The organism is Nitrospiraceae bacterium (genome assembly GCA_035623075.1).
Lineage (GTDB): Bacteria > Nitrospirota > Nitrospiria > Nitrospirales > Nitrospiraceae > DASPUC01.
In genome coordinates, this window is sequence record DASPUC010000009.1 from 39,407 (window position 1) to 57,380 (window position 17,974).

Consider the following 17,974-nt stretch of genomic DNA (forward strand, 5'->3'; position numbering starts at 1 on the left):
GTGCTTCTGCCGCGGGTAAGAAAACCTAACACCAAAACCTGAGTACAAAAGACTTGTATGCCTGATACCATTCCATCCAACAACGGCGTTCATGGGACTGGACTTCCGCAGTCGCCACTTCCTCGCACTCAGCCTGCGAGACAACGAGTGACCGTGTCCCTTCCCACGCCATTAGTGGAGCGACTTCGCAATGCAGTGTATTGGACGGGGCACTACACCCTTGCGCAAACCATCGTGGATTCGCTTGAAGATACCCTGACCGCCATGGAGCACGCCAACGGGGGGCCTTTTCCCGGACGGCTGGCTCCTCTCAAATCAGGGAGACGTCCCCGCAAGCCCCCACCTTCCCACCTCATTGCGACCGAATCTTCCTCCGGGGCCTGCGTCGCCAGTTGACCGCTCGCGCACCTATCGAGCGGTCTCTGCTCGCACTCAGAGTGGAGACACTGTCTTGTATTTCGAACATTTTCACGAGTAGGCTTTTATGCGGGCGTTCATAACCAGCATATCTTTTGCAGTATTTGCGGGTGTCCTTGCCGACTCTCGGCTTCTCAGCTGTGGAGGGCACCCGTGGCACAACACCGACCGTCTGGACATGCATGTCGTTCGGCCGCGTTGATTGCGGTGTTGTTCACCACTACACCACACTCGGGTCACACCGATGAATCGGTCATGCCGCCGGACCATATGCTCAGCGACGAGTTGAAGCTGCTCAAGGAAGAGCAGCCCTTCTCCCCGTCGTCTTCAGAACCCTACGTGATGACCGAGGATGACATCAGGGAGTCCGGGGCTGCGGATCTTCCGGAGTTGTTTCGGAAAATCCTTGGAGTTGACGGTCCACAGACGGGCAGAACGGACAGCGACCGCCGCACTCGTTCCGACAGTCAACGCATTGCCAACAGCTTCCTCGTTGAGGTGGATGGACACCCGACGTACGCCGATGCATCCGATTCTCTCACGTGGGTGAATATTCCCGTGACCTTGCCCGAAATCAAACGACTTGAATTGTGGAAGGAGTCGGCCTCTTCCCCTCATGGAACGATCGAGTATCGCATCGTGCTGAAGATCACGACAAAGACGCCGGGGAAGTGAGGCCGGGAGGAAATTATGGCTGTTTCAACGTCACAGCATACGGTCCTCGTGGTGGAGGATACCCAGGACATCGTGATGGGTTTAAAGGATTTCCTCGAACATGACGGCTACGCCGTCACCGTGGCCAGCACTTGTGCGAGCGCTATCGAGCACGTCCGGACACGACACCTGAACGCCATCCTGCTGGACTTAACGTTGCCGGATGGAGACGGAATCGAGGTCATGAAGGCGGCGCACAGTCTGGACCCCAACCTCCCTGTCATTATCGTCACTGCCAATACCTCCCCTGACAAAACCGTCGGCTCCTTGACCCGTGGGGCGTTTAATTACTTGATCAAACCCTACAATAAGGAAGAGCTCCGGCAAACCCTTCGGCGCGCCATCGGCGTCAAAGAACTTGCCGTCAAGGTAGAACGTGTGCAGCACCTCCTCACGGAGAGTGAAGATCGCTTCCGCTCGCTGGTGGAGTCGGCAACGGACGCCATCATCGTGGCTGATGGGCGCGGGAAGATTATCTCCTGGAATCGATCTGCTTCCGTACTGTTCGGGCGTACGAGCGAAGAAGCCATCGGACAGCCGCTGACCATCCTCATGCCGCAACGGTACCGGGACGCGCACGAGCGCGGCCTTGCTCGTATGGCGTCAACGGGAAAGGGTCGGGTGATGGGATCTGTCGTCGAGCTGCATGGGCTCAAACAGGACGGAACAGAATTTCCTATCGAGCTCTCCCTGGCCACCTGGAAAAATTCGGAAAGTACATACTACAGCGGGATCATCCGAGACATCTCTGAGCGAAAGAAGGTCGAGCGCGTGTTGCAAGACAGTCAGGAGCGCTTTCGACAGCTGGCCGAACACATCGGAGAAGTTCTCTGGATGACCGACCCGACAAAGCAGCAGATGCTCTATATCAGTTCGGGGTATGAGAGGATCTGGGGACGATCCTGCGAGAGTCTGTATGCCTCGCCCCAATCGTGGCTCGACTCGATCCACCCCGAAGACCGTCCCCGTATCCTCGAAGCAGCTACCCGTAAGCAAGTGGACGGAACCTATGATGAACAGTATCGCATCATGCGACCGGATGGAACGATCCGGTGGATTTCTGATCGGGCGTTTCCGATCCGCGATGCCTCCGGAGCCGTTTACCGCATCGTCGGGTTTGCCGAAGATATCACCGACCATAAACGCACTCAGGAATCCTTGCGCGCCAGCGAAGAACGCCTGGAGTTCGTGATTCAAGGGTCCAGCGATGGCTTCTGGGATGGAAGAATCCGTCCAAACGAACCGTGGAACTCTCCGCGCACCCCGGTGTGGTGGTCGCCTCGTGTCAAAGCCATGCTGGGCTATACCGATGAGGAGTTTCCCGACGTTTTGGAGAGCTGGAAGTCTCGGCTCCACCCTGAGGATGTCGATCGCGTCTTTGCCGCCCTCGCAGCCCATATTCACCGTCGTGTCCCCTATGATGTGGAGTACCGGCTCCTCACCAAGGCCGGAGAGTACGAATGGTTCCGCGCCCGAGGCCAGGCCGTCTGGAACGAAACCGGCCGGCTTGTCCGCCTGTCCGGTTCTCTCCAGTGCGTGACGGATCGCAGGCTCGCCGAGGAGACACTTCAGCGGCACCAACAACTCCTGCGGGACGTGATCGACAACACGACCGCCGTGATCTACGTGAAAGACGCCGACGGCCGGTACGTCCTCACAAATCGCCGGTTTGGGCAGCTATTCAACCTCACGACGGACCAGATCATCGGCCGTACTGATTATGATCTTTTCCCAAAAGATTTCGCCGATGCGTTCCGTGCCAACGATGTCAAGGTGTTGGAACAGAACGCCACTGTGGAATATGAGGAATACGCGCCTCATCCGGATGGTCCTCACGCCTACATCTCAATCAAATTTCCGCTCTGTGCCCGTACCGGCAAACCCTATGCGACCTGCGGCATCTCTACCGACATTACCGAACGAAAACGCATCGAAGACCAACTGCGCTCCAATGACGCGCGAGCCCGCCTTGCTTTGGCCACTGGATCGGGAGGCATTTGGGACTGGGATCTTCACTCCGACCAGCTCTTTTGGTCGCCAGAGGTCGACACATTACTCGGGATCACGCCCGGCTCGTTCAGTGGCACTGAGCGAGACTGGATTTCGCTCGTCCATCCGGACGATCGTCAAGCGATCCGGCTCGTCAAGCGTCGAGTATCGGAGCGACACCGCACCGAGGTGTGTTTCGACCACCGCGTCCTGTGGCCGGACGGTACCATTCATCGACTCACGTGGTCTGGCCACATTGTTCGCGATCAGAGAGGGGAACCAGTGCGCATCTTAGGAACTGTCCGTGAATAGACGAAACGCAGTGGAAGACGAGTGTCACCACGACCTTGCGGTGTGACGGGTCCAACGGGCATGAGAATATTTGACCACACCGGCAGAGTCTTCAACGTGCGGCTGAGGGCCATCGCCCCGTCCATCCTTGGACTGACAGCCCTGCTCTGCTCGCTGAGCCTCTGTGTTTCCTTCGCCGCTGCCGCAGACATTGCCATCCTGAAATCTTCCGAGATCGCCGCCTACGACGATGCCGTCAAGGGATTCTTGGCGACAGCTCCTACTGGAGCGACCTATACGGAATACAATCTCCGAGGGGATTTGGACCTCGGAAAGAAACTGGCCAAGAAGATTCGCGCCTCTGATACCTCCTTGGTCGTGGCGGTCGGTCTGAAAGCGGCCCTGACGGCAAAGCAGGAAATCAGCGACATCCCTATCATCTTCATGATGGTCTTGGACCCGCAGAAGCATCAGCTGAACGGCGCCAACATGACCGGCACGTTGTTGGAGATTCCGGCCGACCGTCAGCTTAAACTGCTCCGTACTTTCCTGCCGACCAAGCATCGGCTCGGCGTCCTGTATGACCCCAATAAAACCTCCGCCCGAATCAAGGATGCGGAGCCCCATGCCGCCGCGAACGACTTTCAACTGCAAGGTTTTCCGGTCGCGAGCGAGAAAGACGTCCCGCAACAATTGCATGCCCTTCTCGCGACGGGTGAGGCGCTCTGGCTTCTGCCCGACTCCACGGTGTTGACGGACGAGTCGATCCGCTTCATCCTCGAGTCGGCATTGGCCCAGCGCGTACCTGTGATTGGATTCTCACCGGAGTTTACGCGTCTCGGCGCCCTGCTCAGCCTCTCCGTCAACTACGGCGAGGTTGGTCGCGAGACAGGGCTGTTGGCCAAGCGCATTCTTGATGGTGAGCGGATCATGCCGCTCAAACCCGTACCGGTCGAACGGGTGAAGATCACCGTCAATCTCAAGACCGCGCGATATCTGGGCATCATGTTCCCGAAGGAGCTGAACAGCATCATTGATGAAACGTATTAATTCCGACATGGAACGACCAGCGTCACAGCAGCCTCACGAACATCGTCCCGCCTCTGCGCCGGCACGCCGTCCGTTCATCAGTCTGCGCACAAAGTTCGTCGCCTTCTTCAGCCTGATTCTCGTCCTCACCATTTCGGCGTTGAGCTGGTACTTCGTCGAAACGCGACGCAAAGCCATGACCGACAACCTGCAAGAACTCGGGACGATCCTCCTGACCAATACCGTGAAGAATAGCCGTTTTGCGTACGGAGGCCTCGTCGCAGAAAACATTGACGCGCTTCATGAGTTCGCCGACAGCCTGATTGCCGTGGACCATGTGGTGTATGTGATCATTACTGCCTCTGATGGGCGTATTCTGGAACGACAAAGCAAACGATCGAGGATAACGTCCGGTGATTCTGCACAAGGGACCCAGCAGTCGTTCTATCCGGACGAGCAAATCGTCAAAGGCTTATTGACGAGGCCGCCGGAGAGTCCCCAGGTCACTCGTCTGGTCCTTTCACGAGACCAAGCCCTCATCTCACAAGTCGACACGTCGGAATGGCTCTTACCCTTCTTAGTGTGGCATGAAACCATCTACGATTTTGCGATTCCAGTTTTTCGAGAGCAGGAAGCGAAGACTTCGTTGCCGCATTTTTCGGTCGAGCACGAAGAACGAGTCGGTCCGAGCTCCTCCATGACCCCGTCGGTCCTAGGGGCGCTTCAAATCGGCATTACAGATGCCGAGGCGAAGCGAGCTCTCCTCATCATGATCCGCAATGTGTTGATCCTAACAGTCCTGCTGATCGGAGCCGGTATTCTCGGTGCCCACGTGCTCACGTTGCGGATCACGACACCCCTGCGCAGCCTTGCCGGTGCAGCCCGGCAACTGGCAGAGGGCACCGAGCCCTCTGTGCCTCTCGTCGCATCGACGCATGACGAAGTCGGTCAACTGACGAATCTCTTCAATGAGATGACCCGCTCGCTCCACGAGCGAAGCCAAGCGATTACCGCCAACCTCGACACCATCAGAAAGCAGGTCGGTCAACTGACCACGTTGCATCAGGCCAGCGCTGCCATTGCCAGCACGCTGAACATGAATCAGCTCCTCGACAGTGTGCTTCAACTTCTCGTGGACAACTTAAGTTTTTCACGCATGGTGCTGGTGCTCCGTCATGCTGAACAAGATACGGCTTACGTTGCCCAGATTACCGGGGTCTCGCCCGTCATCGCAGAGGCGGCTCGTCACCTCGAAATTCCCATTAAAGATGACGGCGGCCTCACGGCCGATCTCATCATCCACGGCAAATCCTTGCTCATCCACGATATCGAGGCCATTACCGAGCGTCTGCACCCACCGGTGCTCGAACTCCTTCGCCGATCGGGCGTACGGTCGTTTGTGTGTGTGCCGCTCCAAAGTCATAACCAAATACTCGGTTACTTGGCTGGCGACCGGGACTCACAGCCCTGTACGGACGAAGATCTTCATATCCTGCTGACGATCGCCAGCCACGTGGCTGCCGCAATTGACAACGCCAGAGCCTATTCCTCGTTGGCGGAGCTCACACAACACCTCGAACGGCGTATCGAGGAGCGCACTCAGGAGTTGTCTCTCGCCAACGCACAACTGCAGGAGCACGACCGGCAGCGAACAACGTTTCTTTCCGTCGTGTCGCACGAGTTGCGGACGCCTATGACCGCCATTCGAAGCTTTGCCGAAAATATGCTCGACGGAGTCACCGGCCCTTTGAACGAACAGCAAACCACTTATCTGACTCGCATCGAGCATAATGTGGCCCGGCTCGCTCGCATCATCAGACAACTGCTCGATTGGTCCCGATTGGAGAAGGACCCGCTGCACCTCGAATCGGTCTGCATTCGTGAGATTGCCGCACTTGCAGTGGGCAGCTTGCAGCCGTTGGCCGAAGAAAGAAAGTTGTCGCTGGAAATAACACCTGTCGATGCTCTTCCGCCGGTCCGGGGCGACCGCGACAAACTCGAACAGGTGCTCGTGAATCTGATCGGCAATGCGATTAGATTCACGCCAGCCGGTGGTCGCGTGACCATCGAGTTTTGCCCAACCTCGACCGGATTCGTTCAGACCTGTGTCGCCGATACCGGCTGCGGGATCGACCCGGAACATCTACCGAAGATCTTCAATGAATTTTCAAAGGTTCCGTCTGCCATGCCTTCTTCACAAGGCACGCAGCTTGGGCTCTTTATTACAAGAAGCTTCATCCTTCGACATCGCGGAGATATCTGGGTTGAAAGTACGGTCGGTGCCGGCACCCGATTTTACTTCACGCTACCTGTCGCATCTCGCAACGGCGCAGAAGAGGCGGTATGAGACATTTTCTCATCCCACGCGGCTCCCGCCTTTCGGTTCCGGCTTCTCGCAGCGGAGGAGTATATTTTCCCTCGTACATGACTTACAATTTCCGCTCGTGAGCAGGAGGCTTCGGACCTATGCGAGCCAAAATCCTGATCGTCGACGATAAGCAGGATATCCGGCTGGGGTTGCAGGATCGCGTTACCTGGATGGGACACGACCCCATCACTGCCGACAATGGCAAAGAGGCGCTGCGCCTGATTGAACAGGAAGAACCCGATCTTGTGCTTTTAGACTTGGAACTTCCGCTCCTGTCAGGGCTCGAGGTCTTGCACCATGTCCGGGAGAAAATGACCAAAGAGTCCCCGCTCGAAGAAGGAGCTTCTGCCTCTTATACCACACCGCTCATCGTCATCTTGACTGCATTCGGCACGATCGAGCGTGCCGTCCAGGCCATGCAGCTGGGCGCCTTCGACTTCCTCACAAAACCCTATACCGCCGACCATTTGACTGTGGTGATCAACAAGGCGTTATCCACCCTCACGCTGCACCGCCAAGTGGAAGTCCTTCAAAAGGAAGTCAGTCGTCATTACGATCAGATCGTGGGGACCAACCCCAAGATGGCCGCACAACTCACGGTCGCCAAACAGACTGCGCCGTCGAACGTCACCGTCCTGCTGCTCGGTGAAACCGGCACCGGCAAGGAGGTCGTGGCGCGGGCCATCCATCAATGGAGCCCACGCCGGTCAAAACCTTTCATCGCCGTGAATTGCGCCGCTCTGCCGGAAACTTTGCTCGAGAACGAGTTATTCGGCCACGAACGAGGTGCCTTCACGGGAGCGGTCAAGCGCGAGCCCGGGAAAATCGAAGTGGCGGAAGGAGGGACGGTCTTCCTCGATGAAATCGGCGACATGCCCCTCCCCATGCAAGCCCACATGCTTCGAGTGCTGAATGACCAGACGTTCTATCGGGTCGGAGGAACCCAGGCGGTGCGGGCCAATGTGCGTTTCATCGCCGCTACAAACCGGGACTTGCGACAGGCGGTCCGCCAAGGCACCTTCCGCGAGGATTTGTTTTACCGTCTCGCCGTGATTACGGTGATGCTCCCGCCTCTGCGTGAGCGGTTGGACGATCTTCCCGCGCTCGCCAAGCATTTCCTGACTCGCCCGGGGAAACTAGGCACTCAGAAGCACTGTTCGCTGAGCGATAGGGCCTTGCGGATGCTGCAACAATATCAGTGGCCTGGAAATATCCGAGAACTGGAAAATGTGCTGACGCGAGCTCTCATCCTTTCTCCTGACAAGACGATCGAGCCTGAGCACCTCTCCCTGTCCGCCACCGCAGAATCGACTCAGCATGTAACCCAGGTTCATATTCCTTCCGGGCATTACCATGAGTTGGTGGAAGCCTATAAAAAGAGGGTCATCGAAGACACCTTGCGCAGGAACGGTTGGAATCAGACCAAAGCCGCTGAGGAGCTCGGCCTTCAGCGCACGTACCTCACCAAGCTCTTGCGTCAGATGAATATTTCCGGACGCCCTCCCAAAGGACCAGACTCCGAAGGAGGAGGTCTCCTCCAGTAGCCCCATTCGGTTACAAAATCGCCTTGGTGACCGGTCGGCCGTCATCACTCCGTCGTTCACGCTCGTGGAGATACCGTACGAAGCGGTCCGGGGGAAGGTCACACCGGCTCTCTCAGGAGATTCACGCACTGTGGAGGGAGAACCATGTCCGATCGGGGAAGGCGTGATGAAAACGATTCGTGGACACAACGTTCAGAATATGCCGGCCTGCTTCTGGAGCCAGCGAATATATTTCACAATCTGATCGACGTCCTCGGGAGTTACGCCCTCGATTTTCGGCATATTGCCAAATTCCCAATGGTGAGCGCGAACGCCGTTTGCCGCGGCCAGTTGAAAGGCCGCATCGCCATGATGGCTCGGCTCATAGATTTTGTGGACCAGCGGCGGGCCATGATCAGTCCCGGAAGCTCGTTGGCCGTGACACACCGAGCAACTGACGTTGAACTTCGCTTCACCACTCTGAAACTCAGCGGGAACAGGTCCCTCATTCATCGCCTGTTTCGACGAGGAGGCATCGCACGCCGATAGAAGACCGGCCACCAAGAGGACCATAAGCGGGATTGGTCGCGTCATCATGGAAGCCCGGTACGTCATGCGCGGGGATTCGGTTCGTTTTTGTTTCCGACCGAATTCCCAAACTGCTGCCGTAACATCTTCTGTGTCTGCCGAAGGGTCATTCGACGGTAGATACGGGCCCCGATCGGCGCAAGAACGATCAACCCAATCGTCAGGTACATGAAGAATTCTTCGGGAGACATGGTTCGCTCTGCACCTCGCACGCTCGGGAGCCCGGTTGGTCCTCATCCGCGAGCGAGCCGTGCGCGACGGGCTGGACTCGCGCGAACGGCAACTGCGACCCTTCTCGCCTTTCTCGCGAGTCTCGCGAGTCTTGCTGCTTAGTTCGCTACCCTACCGCATAGGCGATGGGATCGGCAACTCCGGCCTTCGCAAACCCTTCCCGACGAATGAGGCAGCTGTCGCATCGCCCGCAAGCCAGCACACCAACCGGATCGTAACAACTATGCGTCAGCTCAAAGGGGACGCCTAATTCGATACCCTGGCGGATGATGTCGGCTTTGGTGCACATTAACAGCGGCGCCCTGACTTGAAACATCCTCCCCTCTGTTCCCGCCTTGGTCCCTTCATTGACCGCCGCTTCGAACGCACGAATGAATCCAGGCCGGCAGTCGGGATAGCCGGAATAGTCGAGAATGTTCGCACCGAAGTAAATGACTGACGCCCCCACCACCTCTGCATGGCCCGCTGCGAGCGAGAGAAAGATAAGATTGCGTCCCGGAACATAGGTTGCGGGAATTCCGCCGGTTCGATCCTTGGTCGCCCGATCTTTCGGCACCTCAGCTCCCGTCGTCAAGGCCGACCCTCCAATGGCACGCAGGTCAAGGTCCAGCACGAGATGATTTGCCGCGTGTAAGGCCTTTGCCACTTGACGAGCCCGTTCGATTTCCACTCCATGTCGCTGCCCATAGGCTATTGTGAGGAGGAACAGCTCATAGCCGTCGCTCCGCGCTAATGCCGCGACGACTGTGGAGTCCAATCCTCCACTGGCCAGCACAACCGCTCGACTGCTTGAAGGAGACACTGTCGGCATGACGCGGCAAGCTTACCAGGAGCGAACGAGCAAATCCAAACGCCTGGCCGCCAGACCTGGGACCCCTGAATACCGACAGCATAATGTCACATGATCGAGAAACGCACTGGGGAAGGAGCGGGGGTGGTGGCGCGACAACTACTCGCGTTCTTCTTCTTTCTCAATCTTCTCAAGCAATTCCTGCCGAGACTGGCATTCGACGCAGAGCTTCGCGAACGGAACGGCCTCTAACCGTTTCTCGCTGATCTCCACGCCGCATTCCGCACAAATTCCGTAGGTCCCTTCGGACAATCTGGTCAGTGCCTCATCGATTGCCTGTCGTCGGCGGTTACGCATCTCCATCAACGAGATGCCCAGTTCTCGATCGAGATCCATGAGGGCTTGATCCCCGACGTCGCGAGCCGACTCAAGCCGCCGTTGCTGATCTTCTGTCAGAGACTGTCCGAGGCTCCCCTCGATCTCTTTCAAAATTTCTTGCCGTTTCCGAAGCAACATCCGATGCAAGGCTTCGCGACGGCGCTCCCGTGCCTCGCGTTCCTTCGCCGTTTCTTTCGGTTTCGCGGCAAGCGGAGAGATCGCTACGGATACGGGTGTTTCCAACACAGCGGCCGCGGTCGCTCGGGCTTTGCCAACGCTCTTTGACGGCGTCTTTGTTTTTGCGACTGGTTTCTTTTTCGCTTGTGCTTTCGTCGCCATGACGACTCGTTCTCCATGGGTGAACGGCGTGCGGCCAAAAAAAGTTCGGCATTCATAACACGGAGGCCGTTCGTTTGACAAGGGGTTGGGGGGAGAAAAAACAAGCCCTCTACGGGTAGAGGACCGTCGAATGCACGGCGTACCCAACCAGCTTTTCACGCCCCTGGAGGCCCTTCAGCTCCACCAGGAAATCCAACCCGACGATTTCACCTCCGAGCTGCCTCACGAGCATCACGGTTGCGGCTGCGGTTCCCCCGGTCGCGAGCAGATCGTCCACGATCAAGACCCGTTCGCCTTGCTCAATTGCATCGCGGTGAATGGCGAGCGAATTCGCGCCATACTCAAGGCTGTACTTGACCTCGAAGCAATCGGCAGGAAGCTTCCCCGGCTTCCGAACCGGGACAAATCCTGCGCAAAGCCGATAAGCGAGCACTCCGCCGAAAATGAACCCGCGCGATTCAATGCCCACCACCTTCGTGATGTGCTGGCCGCGATAATAGGCCGTCAATTCATCGGCAATGGCGGTCGTCGCCTGCGGATTCTTCAGCAATGTCGTGATGTCGTAGAAGAGAATGCCGGGCTTGGGAAAATCAGAAACTTCGCGAATGAGCGATTTATAATTGATGGCGGCCATGCACTCAGAGCAAATCTGACTGGGTCATCGTTTTGCGCTCGATGGTATGCCGAAGGCGACTCAGGGCGGCCATTTCGATCTGCCTGACCCGTTCTCGGGTCAGTCCCATCTCGCGGCCGATTTCCTCCAGGGTTCTCGCCTCACCACCATCGAGTCCAAACCGCGACACAATAACAGTTTGCTCCTTCTCAGGCAACTCCCTCACCCACCCCATCATTTCCGTACGTCGCAACACTCCTTCCGTGGCATCAGCCGGTGAGAGACAGGACGGATCTTCAATGACGTCGCGCAAACAGGTATCGGCCCCGTCATTGATCGGGCTGTCCAACGAGCAGGTGGTCCTGACCAGCTGCTTCAGATCCAAGACTTCTTCCTCTGCCGTCTTCATCTTTTTCGCGACCTCGAGTGCGGTTGGTTCTCGCCCGAGTTCCTGAACCAGTTGTTCGACTTTCCCGAGGTATCGGTTGAGTCGTTCGACAACGTGCACCGGTAGACGGACCAGTTTTCCTTGATTGATGATCGCCCGCTCGATGTATTGCCGAATCCACCACGACGCATACGTACTGAAGCGAAACCCTCGCTTGTAGTTGAATTTCTCGACTGCCTTGATGAGGCCCAGATTCCCTTCCTCGACGATATCGGAGAATGGAAACCCCCGATGCATATACCGTTTACCGATACTGATCACGAGTCGAAGGTTGGACTCGATCATCTGCTGGCGGGCCTGCTCATCGCCCGCCATGACCCGCTTACCGAGCTGCTGTTCTTGCTTGAAATTCAGAAGAGTGGACCGGCGGATTTCGCGCAGATAGCTTTTGAGGGTATCGAGTCCCTCCGACCGTCGACTTTCCTTTTCCTCTCCGGCAGAGCCGCCGTCCGCTTCGGCTGACTCACCGACTTCGTCGTCGTCCTGGTCCTCGACGTGTCGACGCGCCTCGTTCAGCTCTTCGTGCTCGTCACTCTGACGTGCCATCTGACCTCAACGCCAACGTTCGCCCGCTTAGTACCACACCAGAAAATCCTCAAACCGTCCCGTTGCTTCACTCCATTCCACATCAACCGTCGTCACACGAGCTGCCGGAGGACCGATTTTAAGGTCTCCGATGAGCGCAAGAATGAGATCGCGTCTTCCTTCCACTTCGAGCTCCACCCGGCCATCATCAAGGTTCTTCACTCCTCCGGAGAGTCGTCGTTGTGTTGCGACCCGGACACAAAACGCTCGATACCCCACACCTTGCACTCGTCCCGCCACGACGATTCGTGCTCGAACGGGGGTGTGTGCAGTTGACTCACTCATGAGATCAGCTGCTTAAGAGCACGCCAGCTCGCTCTACGAACGGATACTCTCATACCTCAACAGAACCGTCACGCGTTTTGCAAATTGGCGCTGGAGAAATGTCCTCGATGGCCGGAGAACATAAATGAACGTAACAGAAGGAACCACTTCTGAGTCGGTCGGGATGTCCTTCCCGTCGCCTCAATAGAAGAGGAGGCTCCGGGTCGAGCAAGCTTGGTTTGGTCGGGGCGAGAGGATTTGAACCTCCGACCCCTGCGTCCCGAACGCAGTGCGCTACCGGGCTGCGCTACGCCCCGACATGATCAGCAGGAACAAGAAACGAGGGTGGGATTGTCTTACAACAGAGGGTCGAAACGCAAGCCGTGTGCTTCGGCCACCGCGCGACAGGTGACTTTCCCTTCCGTAAGATTCACACCTTTGGCGAGGCCGGCGTCAGAACGGAAAGCTTGTTGGACACCGGCAGCAGCCAAACGGGAGAGGAACGGAAAGGTAGCATTCGTCAGCGAGACAGTGGATGTGCGCGGCACGATTCCAGGAATATTTGCCACACCATAGTGCAATACGCCACCGACCAGATAGACCGGATCTGAGTGTGTCGTCGCCTTCGTCGTTTCGAAACACCCGCCTTGGTCCACGGCGACATCCACGACAACCGATCCCGGCTTCATTTGTCCGACTAGAGCGCGCGACACGAGCCTGGGAGTGCGTGCGCCAGGTATCAACACCGCCCCGATCACCAGATCGGCGTCACGAACGGATTGTTCGATGGCGCCAGGGGTGGAGGCACGCGTGACGATCCGACCTTGGTACAAATCATCCAGATAGCGAAGCCGGTCGAGATCGAGATTGATGACGGTCACTCGAGCGCCCATCCCCACCGCAATCCTGGTCGCCGCACTGCCGACGACGCCGGCACCCAATACGACCACGTGCGCCGGCTCGACACCCGGCACTCCTCCTAAGAGGACTCCGCGCCCTCCTTGAGTTTTCTCCAAGCACCGCGCGCCGATCTGCACCGACATCCGGCCGGCGATCTCGCTCATCGGTTTCAACATCGGAAGACTCCCGTCTCGTCCTTCCGTCGTCTCATAGGCGATCGCAGTGACCTTGGCCTCCAGCAGAGCTTTCGTCAGATCCGGCAGCGACGCGAGGTGGAGATACGTAAACAGGATTTGTCCAGGCCGAAAGAGAGGACACTCGGACAGCAGCGGCTCTTTCACTTTCACAATAAGCTCGGCCTTTCGAAAGAGCTCCTCCTTCGATCCGGCGATCACGGCACCGACCCGTCTATACTCGTCGTCTGAATAGCCGCTGCCGAGACCGGCTGACGGCTCGACCCAAACTTGATGCCCTCCGTGCGTCAACGCCTCCACTCCGTCCGGCGTCACACTCACACGATATTCGTGATCTTTGACTTCCTTTGGGACCCCGATAATCACCGCCCGCCTCCCGCTGAGTGATTGCGTATCTCTACTTGCATTATATACGCTCACAACAAACCTGTCCTTATCTTCCGCATTCCGCCTTGTGGACAGTGCGTAAAGCCCTGGTGTAAGATTCGCTCGTCTCACACACCATTGTATGACTCTGGAGGACGGCCCATGGACGCAACGGCTGGTTCCTGCAATGCCTGCGGTGCTACCGGCACGGCACTGATGAAATTTTCTCTCGGCCGGGATTTCTTCGGTCGATCGTACGATCGCCTTTCCCCATCCGCCGATCAAAGCCCCAAATGGTACTGTGAGAGCTGTTCGATGCAGAAGAACCTGCAACGAGACTTTCGCGATATCCGCGCCGAATACGACAAGTTGAGTGCCGGTCAAGGCTCTGCTCTCTCGAATACCGACGAGTTCCGACGCGCCTCGCTGCGACTGCGCGAGATTGTGACCATCCTTGACGCTGCCTCGAGTCCGTCGCCCCTGATTGCAACAGCAGACGTTAAGCTTCTCCTGGATCGGCTCAGCACCGCAACCATGCCGGTCTAACGCTATTGCTTTATGCCTCCGTTCCAGCGTCATATTTTCGTCTGTATCAATCAACGACCAAAAGACGATCCGCGAGGCTGCTGTGCAAACCTCGGCTCAGAACGGCTGCACGCTCATTTTAAGAGTGAGACGAAACGTCTCAACCTCAAGGGGTTGGTCCGAGCCAATAAGGCCGGGTGCCTCGACCATTGTTCGATGGGACCCAGTGTGGTCATCTATCCCGAAGGTGTCTGGTACTGGGTCGGCAATGAAGCCGATGTCACTGAGATCATGGAACGACACATTCTGAAAGGCGAGATCGTGACTCGATTGCTGATGCCGGATCATCCTGTGCCGGCGAAGCTCGCGCCGCTGAAGATAGACTAGCTTCTTCAGCGATCACCTTCACCATGCCAATCGAAGACAAATGGAAGGCCAACATGGAAAAGGTGGCCTTCATGAAACGGTTTCCCGGTCTGCTGAATTCGTGGGACTCCCTGACTGGAAAATCCGTCGAGGCCGTCATCGAATTAAAGAGTAAATCCGGGTCAGCTGTCGTCGTTTTTACCGACGGATCCTTTATCATCGTCCCTCCTCCGTCCGCAGAGGCCTACGAACTGGGTGAGGCCTTGACGGCCGCTCGCCAGTATCTTGAACTGAAGCATCCTGAGGCCTATGCGGAGCATGATCGCCTCGTGAAGAAGGACAAAGAGGCGCAGAAATCGGCTCGACTCAGCAACATTCTGGGTGCCATTCGGAATAACGTGGATCAGATTCCGGAACTCAAAGACAAGCTGAAAGCGCTTGTAAAGGAGTGGAAGTGAGTAACCAGCCCGAAAAAAACATGTTTGAGATCTTTTCTCAAGGTCTCTTCGAAGGAGTCAAACCCATGATGGTCATTCGCGATCACCTTGTCCGGCATCCCGATCGTTGTACGCATCAAGCCATCTGCGTCCCCATCTGCCCAACGGGAGCCTGGCTGTCGACGCCGCCGTTCAAGTTCGACGCCTCCCGTTGTTTGGAGAGTTGCCGCCTCTGCTTGGATGCCTGCCCGTCACAAGCGATCTATGGGGTCTTCAAGAAGGGGGAAAAGCTGCTGGAGCCGCAGAAGAAGAAGTAGCGAGCGCAGTCTCGTCAATCGCCTGTGCTCGCCGACCGCGCACACAAGAATTCGATCGGATTTGAAACTGCGGGCGGTGCTCGGTCCATGCGCGCAGTTGGCGACTGACGAGACTACTCTAGAAGGAACCGCTCACAGGGTTTAGTCATTTCCCAAAGTATCTTTTCAAACATACCTCGCCTGTTCCGCACCTCCGGCGAAAGTCAGCGCCAAGACCCCGACACACTCCATCCAGCCCACGAGACGGCCGCGGCTGACAGCAATGGCGAAAGGGGCGATGTGAAAAGCCTAAACCGACAGCAGTAACACACTGATCTATGTCAAATTGGCAAGGAGTGTAATGAACAGAAGTCGGATTGCAAAATTTCGAGACCAGCCACAAATGCCTGTCGCTCAGTACTTTGATTCTTGGGCACTCCTAACATTCGAAGCAAGACATGCCCTAGGTTTCCAAGAGAATGACCGATCACGATGTGGCTCCGTGACTCTATATAATCTGTTTTCGCAAATGTCCCCAGTAAGCCGCGCCAATATAACCGCAGGCGCCGGTCAAGATGGTCAAGGCCATCACTTGATAGACACGGTAACGGGGCACCTTGATGTTGACAGCGGGGTCAAGAATGTCCGGTGAGATTGCTACACGTTTGAGGGTTTCGCCGGCGAGCAAAATCGGCCACATACAGGAGAGTCGGAGTCGAGTTTCCCTTCTCGGAATCTGCATGGTATAGGCCCAACCCTGGTCGAGGTGATCGACGGCAATTTTGAGCAGCCATGATAGCACTTGTCGATAGCGAATGACATTCTCTTTTTGAAGAAGATCCGCTGGGGTCAAGCCGGCTTCCCTTAAGATGACTTCAGGAATGTAGCAGCGTCCTCGCCGCAGGTCTCGAGGCAGGTCTTTCAGAATATTCGTGAGCTGGAGGCCCTTCCCAAATCGGACGCCGATGGCGGACATGTGAGCAATATCCCAATGGGACAGCGACGGCATGTGGGCACACATCATTCCGGTCCAAAATTCACCGACACAACCGGCGACGTAATAGATATACCGGTCCATGTCATCCGTCGTCTGAAGAGCGGTGAGTGTGGCTGCTGACTCGCCAGGGAACTTCGTGAGATCCATCTCCATTCCATTTGGCAGTGTGGACATGAGAGTACGAATCCGCTGGCGGTCTTCGACTGTGTATTCCTGATAGAGACGGAAGCAGTCTTCAAGCCGCGTCAACAGAACACGTTCCGACGAATGTGTCTGATGTGGGAGCAACGACGTCTGGATGGACCGGACCTCATCCCAGTGAATGGCATCTTCTGAAAACTGATGGCGAAATTGCTGGAGGTAGAATAGTCGCCGACTACGGTCGATCAAGTCCGTATCAGCGATCGTATCAACGGCACGGGCGAACAGGTAAGACAGGCCAACCTGACCACGTACGTTGGAGGGCAACACCGTAAGCGTGAGATAAAATGAGCGGGAGACCTGTTTGAGAACATCGCGGAGGAGTTCGTGCCTGGAGGAATGAGTAGCCGTGGGACGATCCTTATCTGACTTCCAACTTTCCTTCCATGCCCTTGTCTCGATGGCTTGGCAGCGGCCAGAGGCGTTTATCGCAGTAGATGGGGAATGTCCCAGCGTGAGTGGGCGTGAATTTGACGATGACTGTCTTGCCCGCACTCACATCCTGCTCAACGGAGAGGCTCCCTGCTGGATCTTTGATGATGAAATTGTGCGGAGTGATAGTCGTGACACTGGTCAGGGTCAACTCGACCGGCTTCCCTGCCTCGACAATCAGATGATTCGGGGTGTAAGAATAACTGTCGAGGATCACCGTTGTCCGTTGGACTCCGTCGGCAGACAGGGGAACGACAACCGGTTCGCTGGGCTCTGCTGCATAAACAGCTAGTTGCAAACCAATAGTCCCGCTGATCAGCACAAGCACTCTCACAACCGTGAAGAAAGCGACGCTCCGGTTCATCGCGGTGACTTTCTAACAGAAGGTGGACATCCGGTCAACTTTCACCGTTCAGATCAAGTACTTGGGCGGACTTGACCGCACCGTGAAAGGCCTTATCTTATCGCTCACAGGAGAGGGAGACCAGCAATTGGTTTTTCTCCCGCCCATTTTCAGTTTGTAGTTTGTATAATGTACAAGTTGCGGATTCACAGCCCCCGCTAAGGAGGAAATCAATGAAGTGGATTAAGGGTATTGGGTTGTTCCTGATCGCGAACATTCTCATTTATCTCACCCTCTCAATTACCGCCAACATCTTGATCAATATCATTCTTCCGATGTTTGGCATTGAT

Annotated in this window: 20 protein-coding genes and 1 tRNA gene; 10 read left to right on the plus strand and 11 right to left on the minus strand. The window is 56.5% G+C overall.

Features of this window, described 5'->3' with window-relative positions:
* Positions 1 to 57: 57 nt before the first annotated feature.
* From VEI50_02025 to VEI50_02050, 6 genes are all read left to right on the plus strand, one after another.
* Positions 58 to 396, plus strand: a complete 339-nt coding sequence (locus VEI50_02025; protein ID HXX73884.1) for a hypothetical protein — start codon at positions 58 to 60, stop codon at positions 394 to 396.
* 174 nt (positions 397 to 570) lie between these two features.
* Positions 571 to 1,092, plus strand: coding sequence for a TonB-dependent receptor plug domain-containing protein (locus tag VEI50_02030; GenBank protein HXX73885.1), 522 nt, complete (start codon positions 571 to 573; stop codon positions 1,090 to 1,092).
* A 15-nt stretch (positions 1,093 to 1,107) separates the two neighbouring features.
* The gene (locus tag VEI50_02035; GenBank protein ID HXX73886.1) at positions 1,108 to 3,432 is read left to right on the plus strand and encodes a PAS domain S-box protein; all 2,325 of its coding nucleotides are present in this window, start codon (positions 1,108 to 1,110) and stop codon (positions 3,430 to 3,432) included.
* Positions 3,433 to 3,492: 60 nt separating this feature from the next.
* Complete coding sequence (locus VEI50_02040) at positions 3,493 to 4,461, plus strand: ABC transporter substrate-binding protein (protein HXX73887.1); 969 nt, start codon at positions 3,493 to 3,495, stop codon at positions 4,459 to 4,461.
* A gap of 7 nt (positions 4,462 to 4,468) precedes the next feature.
* On the plus strand, positions 4,469 to 6,787 hold the full coding sequence (locus tag VEI50_02045; GenBank protein ID HXX73888.1) for an ATP-binding protein: 2,319 nt from the start codon (positions 4,469 to 4,471) through the stop codon (positions 6,785 to 6,787).
* Positions 6,788 to 6,906: 119 nt separating this feature from the next.
* Positions 6,907 to 8,352 (plus strand): sigma-54 dependent transcriptional regulator, encoded by a 1,446-nt coding sequence (locus VEI50_02050; GenBank protein ID HXX73889.1) that lies wholly within the window; start codon positions 6,907 to 6,909, stop codon positions 8,350 to 8,352.
* Positions 8,353 to 8,544: 192 nt separating this feature from the next.
* Here VEI50_02050 and VEI50_02055 read toward each other — a convergent pair whose 3' ends face one another.
* From VEI50_02055 to ald, 9 genes are all read right to left on the minus strand, one after another.
* Positions 8,545 to 8,928 (minus strand): cytochrome c, encoded by a 384-nt coding sequence (locus VEI50_02055; GenBank protein HXX73890.1) that lies wholly within the window; start codon positions 8,926 to 8,928, stop codon positions 8,545 to 8,547.
* A 14-nt stretch (positions 8,929 to 8,942) separates the two neighbouring features.
* Entirely contained in the window at positions 8,943 to 9,089 is a 147-nt protein-coding gene (locus tag VEI50_02060; GenBank protein HXX73891.1) for a hypothetical protein, read from the minus strand.
* 167 nt (positions 9,090 to 9,256) lie between these two features.
* The gene (queC, locus tag VEI50_02065; protein ID HXX73892.1) at positions 9,257 to 9,961 is read right to left on the minus strand and encodes a 7-cyano-7-deazaguanine synthase QueC; all 705 of its coding nucleotides are present in this window, start codon (positions 9,959 to 9,961) and stop codon (positions 9,257 to 9,259) included.
* Positions 9,962 to 10,099: 138 nt separating this feature from the next.
* Entirely contained in the window at positions 10,100 to 10,657 is a 558-nt protein-coding gene (locus VEI50_02070) for a TraR/DksA family transcriptional regulator (protein HXX73893.1), read from the minus strand.
* Positions 10,658 to 10,766: 109 nt separating this feature from the next.
* Positions 10,767 to 11,291, minus strand: a complete 525-nt coding sequence (locus tag VEI50_02075) for an adenine phosphoribosyltransferase (protein ID HXX73894.1) — start codon at positions 11,289 to 11,291, stop codon at positions 10,767 to 10,769.
* A 4-nt stretch (positions 11,292 to 11,295) separates the two neighbouring features.
* Entirely contained in the window at positions 11,296 to 12,264 is a 969-nt protein-coding gene (locus VEI50_02080; GenBank protein HXX73895.1) for a sigma-70 family RNA polymerase sigma factor, read from the minus strand.
* A gap of 27 nt (positions 12,265 to 12,291) precedes the next feature.
* Complete coding sequence (locus VEI50_02085) at positions 12,292 to 12,588, minus strand: acylphosphatase (GenBank protein HXX73896.1); 297 nt, start codon at positions 12,586 to 12,588, stop codon at positions 12,292 to 12,294.
* A gap of 219 nt (positions 12,589 to 12,807) precedes the next feature.
* Positions 12,808 to 12,884, minus strand: a tRNA-Pro gene (locus VEI50_02090).
* Positions 12,885 to 12,923: 39 nt separating this feature from the next.
* Entirely contained in the window at positions 12,924 to 14,027 is a 1,104-nt protein-coding gene (ald, locus tag VEI50_02095; GenBank protein ID HXX73897.1) for an alanine dehydrogenase, read from the minus strand.
* 162 nt (positions 14,028 to 14,189) lie between these two features.
* On the opposite strand from ald, the gene VEI50_02100 reads away from it, so the two are divergent.
* From VEI50_02100 to VEI50_02115, 4 genes are read left to right on the plus strand one after another with little or no spacing between them, the layout of a single operon-like run.
* Positions 14,190 to 14,573 (plus strand): hypothetical protein, encoded by a 384-nt coding sequence (locus VEI50_02100; GenBank protein ID HXX73898.1) that lies wholly within the window; start codon positions 14,190 to 14,192, stop codon positions 14,571 to 14,573.
* A gap of 12 nt (positions 14,574 to 14,585) precedes the next feature.
* Complete coding sequence (locus VEI50_02105; protein HXX73899.1) at positions 14,586 to 14,939, plus strand: (2Fe-2S) ferredoxin domain-containing protein; 354 nt, start codon at positions 14,586 to 14,588, stop codon at positions 14,937 to 14,939.
* Positions 14,940 to 14,962: 23 nt separating this feature from the next.
* Positions 14,963 to 15,376, plus strand: a complete 414-nt coding sequence (locus VEI50_02110) for a hypothetical protein (GenBank protein HXX73900.1) — start codon at positions 14,963 to 14,965, stop codon at positions 15,374 to 15,376.
* Positions 15,373 to 15,672, plus strand: a complete 300-nt coding sequence (locus VEI50_02115) for a hypothetical protein (protein HXX73901.1) — start codon at positions 15,373 to 15,375, stop codon at positions 15,670 to 15,672. The genes VEI50_02110 and VEI50_02115 overlap by 4 nt, the downstream gene beginning before the upstream one ends.
* A gap of 487 nt (positions 15,673 to 16,159) precedes the next feature.
* On the opposite strand, the gene VEI50_02120 is transcribed toward VEI50_02115, so the two are convergent.
* Positions 16,160 to 17,302, minus strand: coding sequence for a phytoene/squalene synthase family protein (locus VEI50_02120; GenBank protein ID HXX73902.1), 1,143 nt, complete (start codon positions 17,300 to 17,302; stop codon positions 16,160 to 16,162).
* Complete coding sequence (locus VEI50_02125; GenBank protein ID HXX73903.1) at positions 17,211 to 17,645, minus strand: cupredoxin domain-containing protein; 435 nt, start codon at positions 17,643 to 17,645, stop codon at positions 17,211 to 17,213. The genes VEI50_02120 and VEI50_02125 overlap by 92 nt, the downstream gene beginning before the upstream one ends.
* Positions 17,646 to 17,974: the final 329 nt, after the last annotated feature.